Here is a 20,390-nt window from a genome sequence, read left to right on the forward strand (position 1 = left end):
TTGGGTCTGGATGTCAGTCATCAATCGCGGCGTGGACCAATGTCTTGACCTCGCGCCGCACGGGATAGGTGGAGGAGGGCATGAGCTGGGTCATGAAGACCATGCAGATTTCCTCGACCGGATCGACGAAGAAGCCGGTCGAAAACATGCCGCCCCAGTAAAAGTCGCCGACCGAGCCGGGGATACCCGTGCGCGCCGGATCGAGCGTGACGGCAAAGCCGAGCCCGAAACCTACGCCCGCATTTTCATCTTCGCTGAAAATACCGACGCTATGCTGCGTCAAATCGCCGCCGCCGGGAAGGTGGTTCGCTGTCATCAGGTCGAGCGTCTTGCGGCTGATAATCCGTGTATCGTCCAGCTTGCCGCCGCCGAGCAGCATCAGGCAGAAACGGTGATAATCGTGGAGCGTCGAGGCGAGCCCGCCGCCGCCCGAATGAAAGCTCCTGTCCTTCGCCCAGCGGCTGCGCGCGCCTTCGTCAAAGCCCTGCATCTTGTCTTTCGGGTGGAAAGCATAGGCGTCGGCGAGCCGGTGCTGCTGGTCGGCGGGCACCTTGAACCCGGTATCGACCATGCCGAGCGGGCCAAAGATGCGCTCCTGCAACACCTCTGCGAACGGCTTGCCCTCGATCCGCTCGATCACCGCGCCGAGCACGTCGGTCGCCATCGAATAATTCCAGTGCGCGCCCGGATCGAACTGCAGCGGGATTTTCGCGAGGTCGGCGATGAAGCTGTCCATCGAATAATCGGCGTCGAAATCGTCGATCCGCGCCTTGCGATACGCGGCATCGACCGGGGTGCGCTCCTGGAAACCATAGGTCAGCCCCGACGTATGGCGCAGCAGGTCGACCATGCGGATCGGTTGTGCCGGCGGCCGCGTCAGGAACGGGACATTGCCGCCGCCCGCAACGAACACGCCGGTTTCCTTGAACTCGGGGCAATATTTGACCAGCGGATCGGACAGCGCCACCTTGCCCTCCTCGACCAGCATCATGAAGGCGATGCTGGTGATCGGCTTGGTCATGCTCGCGATGCGGAAGATGGCATCGTCTTTCAGCGCCTCGCCCGGCCGCGCGTCGCCGATGACGGACTGGTGCGCGATCTCGCCGCGCCGCGACACGAGCGTCGCCGCGTGCGGCAGCCGGCCGGCGCCGACATATTTGGCGGCGAGAAAGGCGGGGATGCGGTCCAGCCGCGTCGTGTCGAATCCATGTGTCATGCGTGGCTGCCTATCAGTGCGAGGTCTGGCCAAGCAACTGGCGCGTCACCGGATGCGAACTGGTCAGCCCGCCGTCGACCGCGATCGCCTGCCCGTTGACGTAACTCGCCTGATCGCTCGCGAGGAACAGCGCGACATTGGCAAGCTCCTCGGGCTGCGCCGCGCGGCGGAGCGGGTTCAATTGGCCCAACTTGTGCGTGACTTCCTTCGCCTTGGCATAATCGAAGGTCGGCTTGGTCATTCCCGTTTCGGTCAGGCCGGGGCAGACGGCGTTGACGCGCACGCCGCTCGTCGACAGCTGCTGCGCCGCGACCTTGGCAAGGTTGATCACCCCTGCCTTCGACGCCGAATAGGCGCCCGGACCCGCACCCGAATTTATCCCCGCGACGCTCGCGGTCAGCACGATCGCGCCGCCGCGGCCCTGGTCGACCATCGCCTTGCCCGCATGTTTCACCATCAGCGCGGGGCCGATCAGGTTGACGCGCAGCGTCTCGGCCCAGGCATCGGGATCGAAATCGAAGATGCCGCCCATGTCGCCGATGATCCCGGCGTTGGCGAAGGCGACGTCGAGCGCGCCATAAGTGTCTTTCGCGGTCGCAACGAGCGACGCCACATCGGCTTCGACGCCGGCGTCGATTTCGAGCCCGACGGCCTCGCCCCCCGCGTCCTTCACCATTTGCGCCGTCTCGTGCACCGCCGCGCTCTTGTCGCCGATGACGAGCTTCGCGCCCTCGGCGGCGAAGCGCAACGCGCTCGCGCGGCCGATACCCGAACCGGCACCCGTGATGATCGCAACCTTGCCGTCCAACGCGCCCATCATGCGCCTCCCGAAATCGTGGCCCCGCCATCGCACACGATGGTCTGGCCGGTGGTGAATGCCCCCGCCTTGCTGGCGAGGAAGACCGCGGCGCCCGCGATCTCGTGCGGTTCGCCGATGCGCTTCAGCGTCGAGGCGGCGGTCGAGCGTTTGAGATTTTCGGGATTTTCCCACAAGGCGCGTGCCATGTCGGTGCGCACCAGCCCCGGCGCGATGCAGTTGACGCGCACGCCCTTGGGGCCGAATTCGACCGAGAAGTTGCGCGCGACCTGCATGTCGGCGGCCTTCGAAATCCCGTAAGCGCCGATGATCGGCGATCCTTTCAGCCCGCCGATCGAGCTGATGATCGTGATCGACCCTTCGCCGCGTTCGAGCATTTCGGGCGCGACCATCGTGATCAGCCAGTGGTTGGACAGGATATTATTGTCCATGATCTTGCGGAACTGGTCGTCGGTGATGCCAAGGCCGGGGCCATAATAGGGGTTCGACGCCGCGTTGCAGACGAGCGCAGTGATCTTGCCGAACGCGGCGCGCGTCTCGTTCACCAGATTCTGGAGGTCGTCCTTCGACGAGATGTTGGCGGCGACCGAAATCGCGGTGCCTTCGCCGAACCGCGCATTGATCTCCGCCGCTGTCGCATCGCACGCATCCTGCTTTCGGCTCGAAATCACGACCTTCGCGCCCTGTTCGGCCATTGCCTCCGCCGTGGCCTTGCCGATGCCGCGCGACGATCCGGTGATCAGCGCGACCTGGCCGCTCATATCGAACAGGCTCATGCGCCGGCCTTCCTCGCAAAGTCCCACGCCCGCTCGGCGAGCGGACGGACGCGTTCGGACATGTCCTTGGCGTGCTGCGACGAGGCGGTGCCCTCGATCACGCGCTTCTTGATGCCCTGGATGATTCCCGCGAGGCGGAAGAAATTATAAGCGAAATACCAGTTCATGTCGGGCACGCCGTCGCGTCCGGTGGCGGCGCAATAGCGCTCGACCATCTCGTCCAATTCGGGAATCCCGAGCGCCTTGCGGTCGAGGTCCATCACCCCCGAACGCCCGCCATTCTCGGTCACCCACGCCATCGCGACATAGGTGAAATCGGCGAGCGGATCGCCCAAGGTCGACAGCTCCCAGTCGAGCACCGCGAGCACTTGCGCGCGATCCTTGGCATAGATCATGTTGTCGATGCGATAGTCGCCGTGGACGACGCTGGTGCGCGTCTGCTCGGGCAGGCTTGCCGGCAGGAACGCGATCAGCTTTTCCATCTCGTCCATCGTCTCGGTCTCGGCGAGACGGTATTGCTTGGTCCAGCGGTCGACCTGGCGCCCGAAATAATTGCCGGGCTTGCCGAAATCGGAGAGCCCCGCCGCCTCGACATCGACGCTGTGCAGCGCCGCGAGCGTGTCGATCATCGCCTCGTAAGTGGCGCGGCGATTTTCCGGCGTCGATCCCGGCATCGCGCCGTCCCAGATGGTGTGGCCATCGACCATGGACATGACGTAGAACCAGCTGCCAACCACCGAGTCATCGGTGCAAAGCCCGTATTGGCGCGCGACCGGGAAGCCCATCTTGTGGAGTCCCGCCTGCACCTTATACTCGCGGTCGACCGCGTGCGCCGACGGGAGCAGCGGACCGAACGGCTTGCGGCGCAGCACATAATTGCCCGACGCGGCCGAGATCTTGTACGTCGGGTTCGACTGGCCGCCGGCGAATTTATGCTGCGTCAGCGGGCCTTCGAACCCCTCCACATTGGCTTCCATCCACGCGGTCAGCTTCGCTTCGTCGAGGACATCGGCACCCTCGGGCGCGACGGTGCCGCTGAAAGCCTTTTGCGCGTCTAATGTCATTGGTCGAAAACGATCACCGACCGCGCGGCGTCGCCCTTTCGCATCTTGTCGAACCCCTCGTTGACCTTGGCCAGCGGGATCGTCTCGGCGACGATCGAGTCGAGGTCGAGCAGGCCGCGGAGGTAAAAATCGACGAGGCGGGGGATGTCGACCGGGAAGCGGTTGCCGCCCATGATCGCACCCTGCAATTTCTTGCCCGACAGCAGGTCCATCGCGCTGAGCCCGACCTTTTCGGACAGCGGCATCATGCCGAGGATCGTCGCGGTGCCGCCGCGGCGCAGCGACGCGACTGCAAGGTTCGCCGAAGCCGGACGCCCCACCGCTTCGATCGCATGGTCGACGCCGCCCTTGCTGATCTCGAGGATCTGCTTCGCGGCATCGTCGGCGAGTGCATCGACGACGTCGGTGGCGCCGAGCTTCACCGCCAGCGCGCGTTTCTCCGGCACCGGATCGGCGGCGATGATGCGGCCCGCGCCCGCGATCTTGGCGGCGTTGATCGTCGCGAGGCCCACCCCGCCGCAGCCGACGACCGCGACGGTTTCGCCCGGCGTCACCTTGCACGCATTGAAGATCGTCCCCGCGCCCGTCGTCACCGCGCAGCCGATGACCGCGGCGCGGTCGAGCGGCATGTCGGGGTCGATCGCGACGCACGCATGTTCATGGACCAGCATCGTTTCGGCAAAGGCCGACAGGTTGAGCATCTGGTTGACCGGCGACCCGTCGGGACGCGTGATGCGCGGCGCGGAGCCGACGGCGCGGCGCGTGTCGCCGCCCATGCACAGCGACATGCGCCCGGTGACGCAGAACTCGCAGTGCCCGCAAAAGGCGGAAAGGCAAGTGACGACCGCATCGCCGACCTTCACCGTGCGCACCTCGCTGCCGACCGCCTCGACGATCCCTGCGGCCTCATGGCCGGGAATGGCAGGGAGGGGGTGCGGATAGGCGCCGTCGATGAAATGCAGGTCCGAATGGCACAGCCCGCACGCGGCGGTACGAATCCGCACCTCGTGCGGGCCGCAATCGGCAACGACGACGTCCTCGATCGACAGCGGCTTGCCCGGTTCGATCAGAATCGCGGCTTTGGTCACAATATCTCTCCGAATGCTGCTTTTAACGCGAAACCCCGATGTCGCCCGACGAGAAGCCCGGCTCGCTCGCTTCGCTATGCTTGGCGAATTCGATCCGCGCGATCGCGCGTTCGTGCACTTCGTCGGGTCCGTCGGCGAGTCGCAAAGTCCGTTGATGCGCATAGGCTTTGGCCAGCCCGAAATCCTCCGACACGCCGCCGCCACCATGCGCCTGGATCGCGTCGTCGATGATCTTCAGCGCCATGTTCGGCGCCTGCACCTTGATCATAGCGATCTCGGCCGCGGCCGACTTGTTGCCAACCTTGTCCATCATGTCGGCGGCCTTCAGGCACAGCAGGCGCGTCATTTCGATGTCGATGCGCGCGCGGGCGAGGCGATGCTCCCAGATGCTGTATTCGGCGACCTTGCGGCCAAAGGCGACGCGCGACTGGAGCCGCTTCGCCATCTTGGCGATCGCTTCTTCCGCCACGCCGATCGTGCGCATGCAGTGATGGATGCGGCCGGGCCCGAGGCGCCCCTGCGCGATCTCGAACCCGCGGCCCTCGCCGAGCAGCATCGCGTCCTCGGCGTTGACGCGCACGTCCTTCAGCTCGATTTCCATATGGCCGTGCGGCGCATCGTCATAACCGAAGACGGGCAGGTGGCGCAGGATGTTCACGCCGGGAGCGTCGAGCGGCATCAGCACCATCGACTGCTGCGCATGGCGCTTGGCGGCGAAATCGGTCTTGCCCATCACGATCGCGACCTCGCAGCGCGGATCGCCCGCGCCCGACGACCACCATTTGGTGCCGTTGATCACATAGTCGTCGCCGTCGCGCTCGATGCGCGTTTCGATATTGGTCGCGTCGGACGAGGCGACGCGCGGCTCGGTCATCAGGAAGGCCGACCGGATCTCGCCGTTCATCAGGCGGCCGAGATATTTGTCCTTCTGCGCGCGCGTGCCGTAACGGTGGAACACTTCCATATTGCCGGTGTCGGGCGCCGAGCAGTTGAACACCTCGCTCGCGAAACCGACGCGGCCCATTTCCTCGGCGCAGAGCGCATATTCGAGGTTGGTGAGCCCCGGTCCCTCGAACTCGAACGTCTCGTCGACATGATGGTGCGCGGCGGACTTGGGCGGCATGAACAGGTTCCAGATGCCGGCCTCTTTCGCCTCGGCCTTCAGGTCCTCGACGATCTGGATCACCTTCCAGCGATCGCCGGCCTTGTCCTGCTCGTTATAGGTCGGGACCGCGGGGCGAACCTTGCGCTCGATGAAATCGCGCACGCGGTCGCGCCAATAGACCTGCCGGTCGGTGAGATCGAAATCCATCTCCGCATCCTTCCCTTTACGTTCACGTAAACCTTTGGACCGATTCGCCGGCCTTGCCAAGTCCTGCGGTCCGAAAATTACCTCATTTGGTCAGCCAGCGTATTTTTCCTTCAGGGGTGCGCCCCGCTGGCGTCGGGTTCGGCGCGCGCGGCATCGCCCAGCAACGCCAGCCGCGCTTCATGGTCGGCGCGCGAGATCGGGAATTTTCGCATCACGATCAGCCCCATCGTCCCGATGATCAGCACCGCGAGCGCATAACCGAGCGCGAGATTGCCGAGCACGTCGCCGCCGACCTCGCCGGGCTTCGCATTTGCCGGAAAGGCCGCGAAGGACAGGATCAGCCCGGCGACGAAGATGCCGATTCCGGTCGCGCATTTCTGCATGAAGAAATAGCCGGCGAAGAACAGTCCCTCGGAGCGGCGCCCCGTCTCGCTCTGCGACGCCTCGACAACGTCGGCCATCATCGACGACGACAGGATCATCAGGATGATCGAGAAGCTGTTCGACACGAACACCAGCGCGAACATCGTCGCGACACTCGGCTTGCCGGGCAGGCCTGGAAAGACGCCCTGGATCCACGCGAAATAGATGCCGCTGTTGACGAGCAGCGCGACGGCGCCGGCGAAAATCGCCCCGTCGCGTTTGCCAAGCTTTGCCGAGAGCGGCGCGACGAGCACGAAGGCCGCGATCATCGAGGCGAACAGCAGGAAGACATAGGCGACCATCTCGCCCTGCGTGAACTGCCAGAAAAACCCGAGCAGATAATTGTTCATCGAGAAGGTGATGCCCTGATTGATGAAGCCGAACAGCGCCGCGAAGATCAGCCACAGGAAGGCCCGGTTCGACAGCGTGTCGCGCATCTCGCCGAGCACCTGCCGCAGCGTCGTTTTGGGCTTCACATCGGCGACGTTCGACACCGCGATGCGTTTGTGCTGCCCCGCCGCCGAAACGAGCACCGCGCCGGCCATCATCAGCGCCCCGGCGAGCGCATAGGGGAAATAGCCCGCGGGATCGACAAGCCCCTTGGCGCCGCCGAAGAAAACCCCATAAGCGAGCAGCAGAATGAGCAGCCCGCCGCCCCAGCCGAACAGGAAGCGATAGCGCATCACCGCGGTGCGCTCGTCATAATCGCCGGTCAGTTCGGGGACGATCGCGACCGATGGCACTTCGCAGCATGACACCAGCGACCGGACGATGATCGCAAAGCCGATCAGCCACGCGACCGTCATCGTGTCGCTCATCGCGGGCGGGCTCCACAGCAACATCCATGCAATTGCGAGCGGGATGGGAGCGAGATAGAGCCAGGGCAGGCGGCGCCCCCAGCGGCTGCGGGTGCGGTCGGTGAGTTCGCCGATCACCGGATCGACGAAGGCGTCGGCGATCAGCGCGACCATGATCGCGGCGCCGACGATGCCCGCGTCGAGCCCGATAACCTGATTGTAGAAGAGCAGCAGGAAGGTCGAAAACCCGTTATCCTTGACGCCATAGGCGATGCTGCCAAGCCCGTGGGTGGCCTTCAGCCAGACGGGCAGGCGCTCGGGGCGCGGAACCGCGATTGTCGCCGCGCTCACGCGGAGGCTCCGGCTTTCGCCGCTTCCTCCATCGCAAGCAGGGCGTCGAACATGCCCGGCGTTTCCTTGTCCCACGCGTGGCGCTGGCCGATCGTCAGCCCGCCGTCGACGAGCAGGTGGGTGCCGGTCATGAAGCTCGACTCCTCGCTCGCGAGATAGGCGACGGCGTTGGCGATATCCTCGGGCTGGCCGCCGCGCGCGACGGGCTGCGCGTTGGCGCTCATTTGCGCGATCACTTCATTCGCCTGCGTCTTGAGCTCGCCCGGCACCTCGAGCGAGGCGGTGAAGATATTGGTGTTGATGAAGCCGGGGCAGATCGCGTTCACGCGGATGCCATATTGCGCCAGGTCGGTGGCCGCGACCTTCGACAGATGCAGCACCCCCGCCTTCGCCACCGCATAGGCGATCGGCGAATAGCCCGCGCCCAGCGCGGCGACGCTCGCGGTGTTGACGATGCTCGCACCCTTGCGATGCTTCATATGCGGCGCGGCGTAGCGGATGCCCATCGCAACCGACTTGAGGACGAGGTCCATCGTGCGGTCCCAGCCCTCGGGCGTGATCTCGTCGATCGGCGCGCGGTCGCCGCCCGCGGCGGCATTGTTGAACACGATATCGATCCCGCCCGCTTTCGCGGCGGCGGCGTTCATCAGCGCTTCGATGTCCGACGGTTTCGTGACGTCGCAGCGGATAAATTCGATCTTGCCGTTCGACTGTTCGGCGAGGGCGCGCCCGCCCGCCTCGTCGATGTCGGCGGCGAAGACATGCGCGCCTTCGCCCGCCAGTTTGAGCACACTTGCCTTGCCGATACCCGATGCTGCGCCGGTGACGACGGCGACCTTGCCTGCGAATCGCATATCTCTGCTCCCGTTTTCTTTTGCCACTTAGCTTAGGCGCCAAAGGTGACGCGTCAACGTCGGCCTGACGGACGCTACGGCGCCGTAACGGCAGGTGCGCCCCGCCAAGTTGACGCTTGCGTAAAGCAGCCAAGCGGACGTAGGTTTGCGCGCAGAAGAGGAGCCAAAAGGATGAGCGAACTGGACGCTTTCCGCACCGAGGTGCGCGAATGGCTGGAGGCGAATTGCCCCGCCGAAATGCGCGAGCCGATCCGCGACGAGGATGACGTCTGCTGGGGCGGGCGCAAATTCAAATTCAAAAATGAAGCGCAGAAACAGTGGCTCGATGCCTGCGTGTCCAAGGGCTATACGGTGCCCGACTGGCCCAAAGCCTATGGCGGTGCCGGGCTGACCCCCGAACAGACCAAGATCCTCAAACAGGAAATGAAGCGCATCAAGGCGCGCTCGCCGCTCGACAGCTTCGGGATCTGGATGCTCGGCCCCGCGCTGCTGCAATTCGGCACCGAGGAACAGAAGGTCCAGTATCTGAATCCGATCGCGCGCGGCGAAATCCGCTGGTGCCAGGGTTATTCGGAACCCGGTTCGGGCAGCGATCTCGTGTCCTTGCAGACCTTCGGCGAGGACAGGGGCGATCATTGGGTCGTCAACGGGTCGAAAATCTGGACCAGCTACGCCGACAAGGCCGACTGGATCTTCTGCCTCGTCCGCACCGACAAGGCGAATAAATATCAGGGCATCACTTTCATGCTCTTCGACATGGAGAGCAAGGGCGTCACCACCAAGCCGATCCTCCTGATCAGCGGCAACTCGCCGTTCTGCGAAACCTTCTTCGACGATGTCGAAGTGCCCAAGACGCAATATGTCGGCGAGATCAACCGCGGCTGGGACGTCGCCAAATATCTGCTCGGCCACGAACGCGAGATGATCTCGGGCGGCGGCGCCGGCGGCGACATGGTCAGCATCGGCGGCGCCTTTGCCAAGGCGTTCGGCAAGAATGCTTCCGGAGAACTCGACGACCCGATCCTGCGCGCCGAAATGGCGGCGTTCGACGTTGACGTCTTTGCCTACAGGGCCATGGGCGAACGCTTCATGGACATGTGGAAGACCGGCCGCGCGCATCCGGCGTCGTCGAACATGATGAAATATGTCGGGACCGAGCTCAACAAGCGCCGCCACGAACTCGTCATGTCGGGCGGCGGCAGCGAAGCGCTCGAATGGGACAGCGAAGAGACCAAGGGCGGCGCGCGCGCGCGCGGCTGGCTGCGCACCAAGGCCAATTCGATCGAAGGCGGCACGAGCGAAGTCATGCTCAATGTCATCGCCAAGCGTATCCTCGACCTGCCCGGAGCCTGACCCATGCCTTTGTACCACAATGACGACCAGGCGATGCTCAAGGACAGCGTCGCGCCTTTCGTGGCCGAACAGGCGCCGGTGTCGCACCTGCGCGGGCTTCGCGACAGCGCCGACGCGACCGGCTTTTCGCGCGACCTCTGGGCGCAGTTCACCGAAATGGGTCTGCCCGGGATGCTCGTTCCCGAAGCTCACGGCGGGCTCGGCATGGGGCATATGGAGGCGGGCATCGTGCTCGAGGAAATCGGCCGCAACCTGACCCCGTCGCCTTTCCTCTCGACCGGTGTCGGCGCGGTCGCCGCGCTGGCGAAGGCCGGCGGCACGCAGGCGGGCCGCTGGCTTCCGGCCATTGCGAGCGGCGAAGCGATCGTCGCGCTCGCGATCGATGAAGGCGCGAAGCACCGCCCCGACCGCATCGCGACGACGGCGACGCGCGCCGGCAACGGGTTTCGTTTGGACGGCAAGAAGAGCTTCGTCCTCCACGGCCATGTCGCCGATATGAGCATCGTCGCTGCGAAGACCGACGGCGGGATCACGCTTTTCGCGGTGCCGAAGGATGCGAAAGGCGTCACCGCCGATCCGCGCCGCTTGGTGGACTCGAGTCTTGCGAGCCATGTCACGCTCGACGGCGTCGAGGTCGATGCCGACGCCGTGATCGGCGAAGTCGATGCGGGCGGCGACATCCTCGACGCGCTGCTCGCCGCCACCCGCACCGGCGCCGCCGCCGAAATGGTCGGCGTCGGGCAGGGCGCGATGGACATGACGGTCAATTACCTCAAGGAACGCAAGCAGTTCGGCAAGCTGATCGGCGAGTTCCAGGGCCTCCAGCACCGCGCCGCGCATCTCTATGGCGAGATGGAAGTCGCGCGCGCCACCGTGATGAAGGCGCAGCAACTGCTCGACGAGGGCAGCGAAGGCGCGAAGCTGATGGTCTCGGTCGCCAAGGCGAAGGCCGGCCGCGCCGCGAACCTCGCGGTGCGCGAGGGCGTCCAGATGCACGGCGGCATCGGCATGACCGACGAATATGACATCGGCCTCTATATGAAACGCGACCGAGCGCTCGCCGAATATATGGGCGACGTGCATTACCATATTGACCAGGTCGCGCGCATGAACGGCTACTGATTTTGACTACGCCCTCCCCTTCAGGGGAGGGCAGCGAGACTTGCCAGCTTGCTGGCTTAGTCGCAGCGGGTGGGGGCCATCGGCCTTGCGCCATGCCGCGAGCCCCCACCCCAACCCCTCCCCTGAAGGGGAGGGGCTTTAAGGAGCCAAGCTTATGAACCTCCAGCAAATGTTCGGCCTCGACGGCCGCATCGCGCTCGTCACCGGCGGCTCGCGCGGCATCGGCAAGATGATCGTCGAGGGCTATCTCGCCGCGGGCGCCGCGCGCGTCTACATTTCGGCGCGCAAGACCGCGCAGATCGAGGAAGCCGTGGCCGATTTCGAGACGCGCTATCCTGGCAAGGTGATCGGTCTGCCCGTCGACCTCGCGACCGTCGAGGGCTGCCGCGCGCTCGCCAAGGAACTCGAAGCGCGCGAGGAGCGACTCGACATCCTCGTCAACAATGCCGGCGCCGCGTGGGGCGAACCCTTCGAGGGCTTTCCCGAAGCGGGCTGGGACAAGGTGATGGACATCAACGTCAAATCGCCCTTCTTCCTGACGCAGGCGCTGCACGGGCTCCTCAAGGCCGGCGGCACCGCCGATCGCCCCGCGAAGGTCATCAACATCGGCTCGATCGACGGCATGCGTTTGAACCCGTGGGAAACCTACAGCTATCACGCGTCGAAGGCGGCGATCCTCTATCTGACCAAGCGCATGGCGGCGCGGCTGGTCACCGACCATATCCTCGTCACCGCGATCGCGCCGGGCGCCTTCCAGTCGGACATGAACAAGGCCGCGCGCGACCATGGCGATGCGGTGGCAAAAAGCATCCCGGTCAAGCGCATCGGCGTGCCCGAGGATATGGCCGGCGCCGCGATCTTCCTCGCGTCGAAGGCGGGCGACTATGTCGTCGGCGACACGATCACCGTCGACGGCGGGCTGGTCCACGGCGATTTGAAGACCAGCATCGACGCCTGATTCTGCGGTATCTGCCGTCCGTCACCCCGGACTTGATCCGGGGTCCACGACCGCGCCGCTGTTATGGATGCCGGATCAAGTCCGGCATGACGCGATTGACTCGTCTGCTTCGGAGGTGTATTATTCAGATAATGCACCAAGGAGCCCAGCCATGCGTTTCGCTTTTCTGATCCCCCCGATGATGCTCCTCGCCGCCTGCGGGTCGGAGGAGAAGAAGGCCGGGGAGGGCACCGAAGTCTCGATCAATGCCGAGGGCGATGGCGGCGGCATCAAGATCCAGACCGGCAAGGATGGCGGGAAGATCCGCATCGGCGGCGATGGCGCCGCGATCAATATCGACGTCCCCGATTTCGTCGACCTGGATGTCGCGAGCGATTTCGACATCGACGGCGTGACGCTCTACCCCGGCAGTCAGGTGACCAAGGTCGATGTCAACGCCAGCGACAAGGCCGGCGCCGATCAGGCAACGGTCAAGCTCGGCTTCACCTCGCCCGCCGCGCCGACGAAGGCCGCCGACTGGATGGCGGGCGAATTCGCCAAAAAGGGCGTCAAGGTCACGCGCGCCGGCGACACGCTCGCGGGCAAGGACAAGGACGGCGCCGACTTCACGATCAAATTCGCCCCCGACGGCGCGAACGCCAAGGGCGAAGTGGTGATTACGAAGATCTGACCCTCCACGTCATTGCGACGAGCATCGCGACGAAGCGCTGGGCGCTTACCCGCTGTTCCGCAGCGCCGTCGCGATCGCGTTGATCGTCAGCTGGATGCCCTCGGCGATGCGCGGGTCGGTCTCGCCCGCGCGGTGGCGCTTCATCAACTCGATCTGGAGCAGGTTGAGCGGTTCGATATAGGGCAGCCGCAGCCGGATCGACGCTTCGAGCGCCGGGTTCCGCTCGAGCAGGCGCGTCTGGCCGGTGATCTCCAGCAGCCCGTCGTGCGCGCGGTTCCAGCCGTCCTTGATGCGGCCGAAGATCGCGGCATGGCCTTCGACATGGCTTGCGAGCCCCGCATAGCGCGACGCGATCCCCATGTCCGACTTGGCGAGCACCATCTCCATATTGCCGAGCAGCGCGGCGAAGAAGGGCCAGCTTTCCGCCATGTCGGTCAGCAGCGCCTTGTCCTCGAACGCCGCGAACGCCTCGCCCGTGCCGTACCAGCCGGGCAGCATCGTGCGCGCCTGCGCCCAGCTGAACACCCACGGGATCGCGCGCAGATCCTCGATCGCGTTCGATTTGGTGCGGCTCGACGGCCGCGACCCGATCTTCAGCGTCGCGATCTCGGCGATCGGCGTCATCGCGCGGAAGAAATCCTTGAACGCCGGCGTGTCGTAGACGAGCCCGCGATACGCCGCGAAGGCGGTGTCGGACAAAGCGTCCATCGCCTCGGCAAAGCGCGCGGCATCGGCGTCGCTCTTCGCCTCGGGCTCGAGGCTCGCGAGCAGGCTGGCCGACACCATCGCTTCCAGATTTGTCGCGGCGCCATCGATCGTGCCATATTTCGCCGCGATCACTTCGCCCTGTTCGGTGATCCGGATGCGTCCCTGCACCGTGCCGGCGGGCTGCGCGCGGATCGCGGCAAAGGCGCTGCCGCCGCCGCGCCCGACCGCGCCGCCGCGGCCGTGGAACAGCTGCATCGACGTGTCGAACTCCTCGAACACCGGGGTCAGCGCCTGCGACGCCTGGTGCAGCCCCCAGGTCGAGGTCATGTAACCGCCGTCCTTGTTCGAATCCGAATAGCCGATCATCACTTCCTGATGCCCGCGCTGCCCGACCTGCGGGCCGATTTCGGGCATCGCGAAATAGCGCGCCATGATCGCCGGCGCCTTGTCGAGGTCGGCGATCGTCTCGAACAAGGGCACGACCATCAGGTTCGACTTGCCCGCGTCGCCGCCGCTCCGCCACAGCCCCGCTTCGCGCGCGAGGACATGGACTTCGAGCAGGTCGGACAGGTCCTGCGCCATGCTGATGATCCACTGGCAGATCGCGTCGGGGCCGAGCCGCGCGCGCACATCGGCGGCGGCGTGGACGATCGCAAGCTCGCCCGCGGTTTCTTCGCTCCACTCGTGCCACGGCGCCGCGAGCGGCCGGTCGCTCGCCAGTTCGGCGGTGAGCAGCGCGACCCGCGCCTCCTCGTCCAGCGCCAGATAGTCGGCGCACACGCCCGATACCGAAAGCAGCTCGGCGAGCACGCGTTCGTGCACCGCGCTGTTCTGCCGCATGTCGAGCGTCGCGAGGTGGAAGCCGAACACCTCGACCGCGCGGATCAGCCGCCCCAGCGCGCCGATTCCCGCGAGCTGGCCCTTGCCGCTCGCCGACAGGCCGTTCGCGATGGTGACGAGGTCGCGGCGGAAATCGGCGGGGGTGGCATAGGCCTCGCCCTTCAGCGCGGCGGGGCGCGGCGGCGCCTTGCCGGTGATCGCCGCATAGGTCGCCGACAGCCGCGCATAAATGCCCGACAGCGCGCGGCGATAGGGTTCGTCGCTGCGGCTCGGCGCACCGTCGCCGCTCGCCTCGGCCAAGGCTTCGACCGCTTCGGGCACCGGCGCGAGGCTCGACGACACCGACAGCTCGGCGCCGAGCGCGTGGACCTGGTCGATATAATGGCCGATCACCGCCGCGGCGTTGCGCGCGGTCGCCATGCGCATCGTTTCGGCGGTGACAAAGGGGTTGCCGTCGCGGTCGCCGCCGATCCAGCTGCCGACGCGCAGGAAGCTCGCGGGGCGCTGCCCCAGCTCCTTTTCCCACCGCGCGTAAAGCTTGGGCACCACGGGCAGGAAGACGTCGCGCAAATAGGTCAGCGCATTGTCGATCTCGTCGGCGACGAACAATTTTTCGGTTCGCAGCGGGCGCGTCTGCCACAGGAGGACGACCTGCCGGCGGATCGCGTCCTCGATCACATCGCCTTCGGGCGTTTCGTCGAGCCCGGCATCGCGCATCCGCATCAGCTCGGCGACGCGGTTCTTGTGATCGAGCACCGACTTGCGCCGCACCTCGGTCGGGTGCGCGGTCAGTACCGGCGCGACGAGCGAGGCGCCGAGCAGCGCCGCGACCGCATCGCTGTCGATCCCGTCGGCTTTCAGCTTTTCCAGCGCCGCGGCGACCGTCGCCTCGGGCTCGGCCGCCACCCCCTGCCGGTCTTCGGCCAGGTTGGCGAGCATCGAAAACAGCATGAAACCGCGCACGAAGGCGATCGTGTCGTCGAGGCTCAGCGCGTCGAGCCCCGGGTCGATCGCCTCGGCCCCCGCGATTCCGCGATGCCGGTCGACGCTCGATGAGCGGATATATTCGGTCTGGCGGAACAATTTGTCGCCGCCATAGGCGCGAATGACGTCGCCGAGGATCCGCCCCAAATAGCGGATGTCGGGATTTTGCGAGATCTGGATAGGTGGGCCCATGGGCCCAACTTGCTGCACCTGCGAAGGTGCAGGGTCAAGCCGCGCATAGCTATGCGCGGCTTATTTCAGTTCGTCTTCACCAGCATCAACATCCCCAGATCGATCGCACGGCGGCCATCGAACGCAACACTGTTGCGCGTGTCGGTGATGAACATCAGCCGTCCCGACGCATCGCTGATGCGCGCCGACACCGCATAGCTGTGGCGCGGGTCGAGCCGGCGCTGATCGACGGTCAGCGAAAAGGCAAAGGGCACCTGCCGCCCGTCGGCGGTGAACGCCTGCTGCGCGATCGTCGTCGATGGCGCATCGGCCAGGCTGACGTCGGCTAGGGTGATTTCGACCTGCGCGGTCGGCGGCAACGCGATCCGCTCGCGATAGGTGATGCTGCCGGTGACGGTCACGGGCCGCTCGGCGGGCGTGGTTGCGCACGCGGCGAGCGAAAGGGCGGAAACCCCGAAAAAGACCGCGCGAACCATTTTAGTCTCCTTGAAACCGTCCCCAAGGGTAAAGGTTTACAGCGCGCAACCCAGAGATGGAAGACCGCAATCGACCGAACTCAGTCGTTCAGCAACGAACTGGCGCAGTCTATTTGCAGGCACTGCCTAGCGGTGCCATGATGACCGCATGAACACCCGGCTCACCTTGATTGACATGATGAAGCGAGCGCTAGCCGACGGCAACATCACGAACAATGAGTTATTCGCTGCCGCACCCGATCCTAAAGGCCTAGCAGAGCTAGAGCGTGTGGCATGGCAAAGACTCAGCCATTGGGCAGACGATGACGACATCCGTGCAAAAGACAAAGTTTATGCCGACAAGCAGCGGCGAAACATCGCCGAAGCACTGGCGGATCTGGAAGGGCTCGAGGCCGGCTACGATCCGAATGAGATTAACCGTGGTGAGCATCAAGCGACGCACGTTCCTTTAGGAAGCTTCGTGGCCGCGCTCGCACTAATTGCGATTCTCTATGCGATGTTCACACAAGGCTTTTTCATGCGTAGTGACTGATCAACGGCAGCTAAGGCTCTAAACCGTTGAGCTGCCAGACCGTAAACCACCCCAAAGCCTCCATGTCCAAAGCGCCGCAGCCTAGCCTTCGAGTTCAACATCCCAATACAGCCAGTCGATCCAGCTCGTGTGGAGGTAATTGGGCGGAAACGCCCGGCCATTGTCCTGCAACTGCCAGCTCGTCGGTCGCCACGGCTGGCGATAGAGCGGCATATGCGCTTGTTGCGGGGTGCGGCCGCCTTTTTTCAGGTTGCATGGGGCGCAGGCGGTCGCGACATTTTCCCACGTCGTGCGCCCGCCCAGCCGGCGCGGCACGACATGGTCAAACGTCAGGTCCTTGCCCGACCCGCAATATTGGCACGCGAAACGGTCGCGCAGGAACAGGTTGAAGCGCGTGAACGCCGGATGCTCCGACGGTTTCACATATTGGCGCAGCGCGATGACGCTCGGGATCGGCATCGTCCGCGTCGGCGAATGAATCTCGCGCTCGTAATTCTCGACGATGGTGACGCGGTCGAGAAAAACCGCCTTCACCGCGGTCTGCCAGGGCCAGAGGCTCAGCGGATAATAGCTGAGCGGCGTGTAATCGGCGTTGAGAACGAGCGCCGGACAGCTATCGGGGTGCCGGGCAAGATCGGGATGGAACATGGCTAAATAACGCTGCCCCCATTTCTTCACGGGATGGCGCGCCACTGCCTCCCGCGCGTGACACCATCATTACATGCCCGATCAGATTCTGCCGTCAAGAGGGCATCTGTCGCAAGATATGGATGATTCACTTTGACTTGGCACAGCATATGGATTCATGGGACCGAAGATGCTGACCCGCTTCGCTCCCAGCCCCACCGGCGAACTCCACCTCGGCCACGCCTATAGTGCGGTTTTGGCGCACGCCGCGGCGCGCGGGGCGGGTGGGCGCTTCCGCATTCGCATCGACGATATCGACGGCAGCCGCTCGCGCGAGGAGTTTGTCGCGGCCGCGCTTGCCGACCTTGCTTGGCTCGGCCTCGACCGGGACGGCGATCCGGTACGCCAGTCGGATCGGCTCGGCGATTATGTCGCCGCGCTCGACGATCTTTGCGCGCGCGGCCTCGTCTATCCCTGCTTTTGCACCCGCGCCGATATCGCCGCCAGCCTGTCGGCGCCGCACGGCCCGTCTGGTGCGACCTATCCCGGCACCTGCCGCAACCTTTCCGACGCCGAGCGCGCACGGCGCATGGCGGCCGAACCGCATTGCTGGCGCCTCGACATGACGCGCGCCGCGGCGCTTGCGGGCGACCTGAAATGGGAGGAGATGGAGCAGGGGCTTCGTCCCGCCGCCCCCCTGGCGCACGGCGATATTGTCCTCGCGCGCAAGGACGCGCCCGCGAGCTATCATCTCGCGAGCACGCTCGACGATGCCGCGATGGGCGTGACGCATGTGATCCGCGGTGCCGACCTCATCGCCTCGACCGATATCCACCGGCTGTTGCAGGCGCTGCTCGGCCTGCCGGCGCCGGTTTACCGTCACCACGCGCTCGTCTGCGGACCCGACGGCAAAAGGCTGGCGAAGCGCGACGCCGCGGCATCGCTCAAGGGACTGCGCGATGCGGGCATCGCCGGCCGCGCGCTCGCCGCCGATTTGGCGGCGGACCGGCTTCCCACTGGCTATTCGCTGCAAAATCCCTAGATAGGGTTTATGGAAATCCTGCTCGTCCTTGGCGTCGTCATCGCCGCCGGCTTCGTCCTCTTCTCGCTCGCGCGGGGCCTCTTCTATTTCTCGCAGGGGCACAAGGCCCAGATGGACGGCACGGTCCACGAGAATCAGGTGATGCAGAACAAGATGATGATGTCGCGGGTGAAGTGGCAGGCGATCACCATCATCCTGCTCGTGCTGATCGGCGTGTTTGCTGCCGGCAGCTAAATCCCGGCAATGGTAAAGCTCAACAAGATCTATACGCGCACCGGCGACGACGGCACGACGGGCCTCGTCGATGGGTCGCGCATCGCCAAGTCCGGTGCGCTGATGGCGGCGATCGGCGATGTCGACGAAGCGAACAGCTGGGTCGGTCTCGCCGCCGCCGCGCTCGACCCGGCGCGCGACGAAGCCGCGATGCTGTCGCGAATCCAGAACGAGCTGTTCGACCTCGGCGCCGACCTCGCGACCCCGCCCGACATCCAGTTCGGCTTTGGCCCGCACGACATGGCGCTGCGCATCGTGCCGAGCCAGATCGCGCGGCTGGAGGACGAGATCGACGCTATGAACGCGGCGCTCGGTGCGCTCAAAAGCTTCATCCTGCCCGGCGGCACCGAAGCCGCCGCGCGGCTCCACCTCGCCCGCGCGGTGGCGCGCCGCGCCGAACGTGCCGCGGTCGCGGCGGGCGAAGGGCGCAAGCTCAACCCGCTCGCGCTGGGTTACCTCAACCGCCTGTCGGACCATCTCTTCGTGCTCACCCGGCACCTCAACGCCGCGGCGGGCGGCGACATCCTCTGGAAACCCGGCGCGACGCGCTGAACCGGCGTTCCCTAAATGTTCTAGACAATTCCGCGCCCTGTAACCATAATCCGACGAACCGCGAAACCGAATCGCACCTCGGGGGATTGTCTCGACATGGCCAGCCGCACCGATGCTTCGACCCGCACCGACCCGATCGAGGCGCTGACTGGGCGCTTCGCCGCGACGCGGCGCCTCTCGCTCGATCTCGCGGGCACGCTTTCGGATGCGGATGCGAGCGCGCAGTCGATGCCCGACGCCTCGCCCGCCAAATGGCACCTCGCGCACACGACCTGGTTCTTCGAAACCTTCATCCTGCGCGACCATGTGCCGGGCTATCGTCTTTTCGACGAGCGATACCCCTATCTTTTCAACTCTTATTATGAGGCCGAAGGGCCGCGCCACGCGCGCCCGCATCGCGGTCTGCTGACGCGCCCCTCACTCGACGAGGTGCGCGTCTGGCGCGCGCATGTCGATGCGGCGGTGCGGGACGCGCTGCCCGATCTGCCGCCCTCCGCCCTCGCGCTTGTCGAACTCGGCATCCATCACGAGCAGCAGCATCAGGAATTGCTGCTCACCGACCTGAAGCATCTCTTCGCGCAAAACCCGCTCGGTCCGGCGGCGTGGGAAACGCCGATCGCGCGTGAAGTTTCGCAGTTTTCCGCGATGAGGTGGGTGAAGGGCGCCGAGGGCATTGCGGCGGCCGGCCATGCGGGCGACGGCTTCGCCTTCGACTGCGAGGGGCCGCGCCACCATGTGCTGCTCACCCCGCACGCGCTCGCCAGCCGCCCGGTGACGAACGGCGAATGGCAGGAATTCATCGCCGACGGCGGTTATCGCACGCCCGCGCTCTGGCTCAGCGACGGCTGGGCATGGGTGCAGTCCGAAGGCATCGAGGCGCCGGCCTATTGGCGGGACGGTCAGAATTTTACCCTCGCGGGCTGGCAGGGCATCGACCCCGCCGCGCCCGTGACCCACATCAGCTTTTTCGAGGCCGACGCCTTCGCGAGCTGGGCCGGTGCGCGCCTGCCGACGGAATCTGAATGGGAAACTGCCGCCGCGTCCTTCGACCCCGACGGCGGACAGCAACTCGACGCCGCGGGACCTGCCCAACCTGCGCCGCTCGCCGATGACACGGGCCTGCAACAGATGTTCGGCAGCGTCTGGGAATGGACCGGCAGCGCCTATCGCCCCTATCCGGGCTTCCGCGCCGCCCCCGGCGCGGTGGGCGAATATAATGGCAAATTCATGAGCGGCCAGTTCGTGCTCCGCGGCGGCAGCTGCGCGACCCCGCGCGGTCACTGCCGCGCCTCCTACCGCAACTTCTTTTACCCCCACCAGCGCTGGCAATTCACCGGCGTGCGGCTCGCAAAGGATCTTTGAC

The 20,390-nt window shown here is 65.4% G+C and carries 20 protein-coding genes; 9 read left to right on the top strand and 11 right to left on the bottom strand.

All coding sequences use genetic code 11. The features are described from left to right. Positions 1 to 13 precede the first annotated feature (13 nt). The 8 genes from HDC29_RS12275 to HDC29_RS12310 form a co-directional block, all read right to left on the bottom strand. Positions 14 to 1,216: a serine hydrolase gene (locus HDC29_RS12275; protein ID WP_179497926.1), complete on the bottom strand. Its 1,203-nt coding sequence runs from the start codon at positions 1,214 to 1,216 to the stop codon at positions 14 to 16. 13 nt (positions 1,217 to 1,229) lie between these two features. Beyond that, a complete protein-coding gene (locus tag HDC29_RS12280) occupies positions 1,230 to 2,033 on the bottom strand; it encodes an SDR family NAD(P)-dependent oxidoreductase (protein ID WP_179498880.1) in 804 nt (267 codons plus the stop codon). Beyond that, entirely contained in the window at positions 2,033 to 2,809 is a 777-nt protein-coding gene (locus HDC29_RS12285) for an SDR family NAD(P)-dependent oxidoreductase (RefSeq protein ID WP_179497927.1), read from the bottom strand. Before HDC29_RS12285 ends, HDC29_RS12280 begins: the two co-directional genes overlap by 1 nt. Continuing rightward, positions 2,806 to 3,873: a phosphotransferase family protein gene (locus tag HDC29_RS12290; protein ID WP_179497928.1), complete on the bottom strand. Its 1,068-nt coding sequence runs from the start codon at positions 3,871 to 3,873 to the stop codon at positions 2,806 to 2,808. The genes HDC29_RS12285 and HDC29_RS12290 overlap by 4 nt, the downstream gene beginning before the upstream one ends. Then, complete coding sequence (locus HDC29_RS12295; protein WP_179497929.1) at positions 3,870 to 4,961, bottom strand: Zn-dependent alcohol dehydrogenase; 1,092 nt, start codon at positions 4,959 to 4,961, stop codon at positions 3,870 to 3,872. Before HDC29_RS12295 ends, HDC29_RS12290 begins: the two co-directional genes overlap by 4 nt. Before the next feature lie 22 nt (positions 4,962 to 4,983). Beyond that, positions 4,984 to 6,273 carry an acyl-CoA dehydrogenase family protein gene (locus HDC29_RS12300; protein WP_179497930.1) on the bottom strand — a complete coding sequence of 430 codons (1,290 nt, stop codon included), beginning with the start codon at positions 6,271 to 6,273 and terminating at the stop codon, positions 4,984 to 4,986. Positions 6,274 to 6,383: 110 nt separating this feature from the next. Next, entirely contained in the window at positions 6,384 to 7,844 is a 1,461-nt protein-coding gene (locus HDC29_RS12305; RefSeq protein ID WP_179497931.1) for an MFS transporter, read from the bottom strand. Then, positions 7,841 to 8,698, bottom strand: coding sequence for an SDR family NAD(P)-dependent oxidoreductase (locus HDC29_RS12310; RefSeq protein WP_179497932.1), 858 nt, complete (start codon positions 8,696 to 8,698; stop codon positions 7,841 to 7,843). Before HDC29_RS12310 ends, HDC29_RS12305 begins: the two co-directional genes overlap by 4 nt. Before the next feature lie 171 nt (positions 8,699 to 8,869). Between HDC29_RS12310 and HDC29_RS12315 the strand changes: the two genes are divergently transcribed. The 4 genes from HDC29_RS12315 (at position 8,870) to HDC29_RS12330 (ending at position 12,801) form a co-directional block, all read left to right on the top strand. Beyond that, positions 8,870 to 10,051 (top strand): acyl-CoA dehydrogenase family protein, encoded by a 1,182-nt coding sequence (locus HDC29_RS12315; RefSeq protein WP_179497933.1) that lies wholly within the window; start codon positions 8,870 to 8,872, stop codon positions 10,049 to 10,051. A gap of 3 nt (positions 10,052 to 10,054) precedes the next feature. Continuing rightward, positions 10,055 to 11,173 (top strand): acyl-CoA dehydrogenase family protein, encoded by a 1,119-nt coding sequence (locus tag HDC29_RS12320; protein ID WP_179497934.1) that lies wholly within the window; start codon positions 10,055 to 10,057, stop codon positions 11,171 to 11,173. A 154-nt stretch (positions 11,174 to 11,327) separates the two neighbouring features. Then, positions 11,328 to 12,131, top strand: a complete 804-nt coding sequence (locus tag HDC29_RS12325; protein WP_179497935.1) for an SDR family oxidoreductase — start codon at positions 11,328 to 11,330, stop codon at positions 12,129 to 12,131. 151 nt (positions 12,132 to 12,282) lie between these two features. Further along, positions 12,283 to 12,801: a hypothetical protein gene (locus HDC29_RS12330; RefSeq protein WP_179497936.1), complete on the top strand. Its 519-nt coding sequence runs from the start codon at positions 12,283 to 12,285 to the stop codon at positions 12,799 to 12,801. 45 nt (positions 12,802 to 12,846) lie between these two features. Here the strand turns inward: HDC29_RS12330 and ppc are convergent, their stop codons facing one another. Together ppc and HDC29_RS12340 are read right to left on the bottom strand one after the other, a co-directional pair. Next, positions 12,847 to 15,525 (bottom strand): phosphoenolpyruvate carboxylase, encoded by a 2,679-nt coding sequence (ppc, locus tag HDC29_RS12335; RefSeq protein ID WP_179497938.1) that lies wholly within the window; start codon positions 15,523 to 15,525, stop codon positions 12,847 to 12,849. Between the two features lie 65 nt (positions 15,526 to 15,590). Next, the gene (locus HDC29_RS12340; RefSeq protein ID WP_179497940.1) at positions 15,591 to 16,001 is read right to left on the bottom strand and encodes a YbaY family lipoprotein; all 411 of its coding nucleotides are present in this window, start codon (positions 15,999 to 16,001) and stop codon (positions 15,591 to 15,593) included. 148 nt (positions 16,002 to 16,149) lie between these two features. Here HDC29_RS12340 and HDC29_RS12345 point away from each other — a divergent pair, with 148 nt between their 5' ends. Beyond that, positions 16,150 to 16,533: a hypothetical protein gene (locus HDC29_RS12345; protein ID WP_179497941.1), complete on the top strand. Its 384-nt coding sequence runs from the start codon at positions 16,150 to 16,152 to the stop codon at positions 16,531 to 16,533. 81 nt (positions 16,534 to 16,614) lie between these two features. Here the strand turns inward: HDC29_RS12345 and HDC29_RS12350 are convergent, their stop codons facing one another. Beyond that, on the bottom strand, positions 16,615 to 17,181 hold the full coding sequence (locus HDC29_RS12350; protein WP_037553138.1) for an HNH endonuclease: 567 nt from the start codon (positions 17,179 to 17,181) through the stop codon (positions 16,615 to 16,617). A 169-nt stretch (positions 17,182 to 17,350) separates the two neighbouring features. Here HDC29_RS12350 and gluQRS point away from each other — a divergent pair, with 169 nt between their 5' ends. The 4 genes from gluQRS (at position 17,351) to egtB (ending at position 20,389) form a co-directional block, all read left to right on the top strand. Then, positions 17,351 to 18,202: a tRNA glutamyl-Q(34) synthetase GluQRS gene (gluQRS, locus tag HDC29_RS12355; RefSeq protein ID WP_179497943.1), complete on the top strand. Its 852-nt coding sequence runs from the start codon at positions 17,351 to 17,353 to the stop codon at positions 18,200 to 18,202. Positions 18,203 to 18,211: 9 nt separating this feature from the next. Beyond that, a complete protein-coding gene (locus HDC29_RS12360; RefSeq protein ID WP_179497945.1) occupies positions 18,212 to 18,436 on the top strand; it encodes an HIG1 domain-containing protein in 225 nt (74 codons plus the stop codon). Positions 18,437 to 18,445: 9 nt separating this feature from the next. Continuing rightward, entirely contained in the window at positions 18,446 to 19,027 is a 582-nt protein-coding gene (locus tag HDC29_RS12365) for a cob(I)yrinic acid a,c-diamide adenosyltransferase (RefSeq protein ID WP_179497947.1), read from the top strand. Positions 19,028 to 19,123: 96 nt separating this feature from the next. Beyond that, the gene (egtB, locus tag HDC29_RS12370; protein ID WP_179497949.1) at positions 19,124 to 20,389 is read left to right on the top strand and encodes an ergothioneine biosynthesis protein EgtB; all 1,266 of its coding nucleotides are present in this window, start codon (positions 19,124 to 19,126) and stop codon (positions 20,387 to 20,389) included. The last annotated feature ends 1 nt before the right edge of the window (position 20,390 follow it).

Source organism: Sphingopyxis sp. JAI108 (genome assembly GCF_013410105.1).
Classification (GTDB): Bacteria; Pseudomonadota; Alphaproteobacteria; order Sphingomonadales; family Sphingomonadaceae; genus Sphingopyxis; species Sphingopyxis chilensis.

Bases quoted from the DNA above. Each gene is read 5' to 3' on its own strand.
- HDC29_RS12275 (WP_179497926.1), bottom strand. From the start codon at position 1,216: ATGACACATGGATTCGACACGACGCGGCTGGACCGCATCCCCGCCTTT.
- HDC29_RS12280 (WP_179498880.1), bottom strand. From the start codon at position 2,033: ATGGGCGCGTTGGACGGCAAGGTTGCGATCATCACGGGTGCCGGTTCG.
- HDC29_RS12285 (WP_179497927.1), bottom strand. From the start codon at position 2,809: ATGAGCCTGTTCGATATGAGCGGCCAGGTCGCGCTGATCACCGGATCG.
- HDC29_RS12290 (WP_179497928.1), bottom strand. From the start codon at position 3,873: ATGACATTAGACGCGCAAAAGGCTTTCAGCGGCACCGTCGCGCCCGAG.
- HDC29_RS12300 (WP_179497930.1), bottom strand. From the start codon at position 6,273: ATGGATTTCGATCTCACCGACCGGCAGGTCTATTGGCGCGACCGCGTG.
- HDC29_RS12310 (WP_179497932.1), bottom strand. From the start codon at position 8,698: ATGCGATTCGCAGGCAAGGTCGCCGTCGTCACCGGCGCAGCATCGGGT.
- HDC29_RS12315 (WP_179497933.1), top strand. From the start codon at position 8,870: ATGAGCGAACTGGACGCTTTCCGCACCGAGGTGCGCGAATGGCTGGAG.
- HDC29_RS12320 (WP_179497934.1), top strand. From the start codon at position 10,055: ATGCCTTTGTACCACAATGACGACCAGGCGATGCTCAAGGACAGCGTC.
- HDC29_RS12325 (WP_179497935.1), top strand. From the start codon at position 11,328: ATGAACCTCCAGCAAATGTTCGGCCTCGACGGCCGCATCGCGCTCGTC.
- HDC29_RS12330 (WP_179497936.1), top strand. From the start codon at position 12,283: ATGCGTTTCGCTTTTCTGATCCCCCCGATGATGCTCCTCGCCGCCTGC.
- ppc (WP_179497938.1), bottom strand. From the start codon at position 15,525: ATGGGCCCACCTATCCAGATCTCGCAAAATCCCGACATCCGCTATTTG.
- HDC29_RS12340 (WP_179497940.1), bottom strand. From the start codon at position 16,001: ATGGTTCGCGCGGTCTTTTTCGGGGTTTCCGCCCTTTCGCTCGCCGCG.
- HDC29_RS12345 (WP_179497941.1), top strand. From the start codon at position 16,150: ATGAACACCCGGCTCACCTTGATTGACATGATGAAGCGAGCGCTAGCC.
- HDC29_RS12350 (WP_037553138.1), bottom strand. From the start codon at position 17,181: ATGTTCCATCCCGATCTTGCCCGGCACCCCGATAGCTGTCCGGCGCTC.
- gluQRS (WP_179497943.1), top strand. From the start codon at position 17,351: ATGCTGACCCGCTTCGCTCCCAGCCCCACCGGCGAACTCCACCTCGGC.
- HDC29_RS12360 (WP_179497945.1), top strand. From the start codon at position 18,212: ATGGAAATCCTGCTCGTCCTTGGCGTCGTCATCGCCGCCGGCTTCGTC.
- HDC29_RS12365 (WP_179497947.1), top strand. From the start codon at position 18,446: ATGGTAAAGCTCAACAAGATCTATACGCGCACCGGCGACGACGGCACG.
- egtB (WP_179497949.1), top strand. From the start codon at position 19,124: ATGGCCAGCCGCACCGATGCTTCGACCCGCACCGACCCGATCGAGGCG.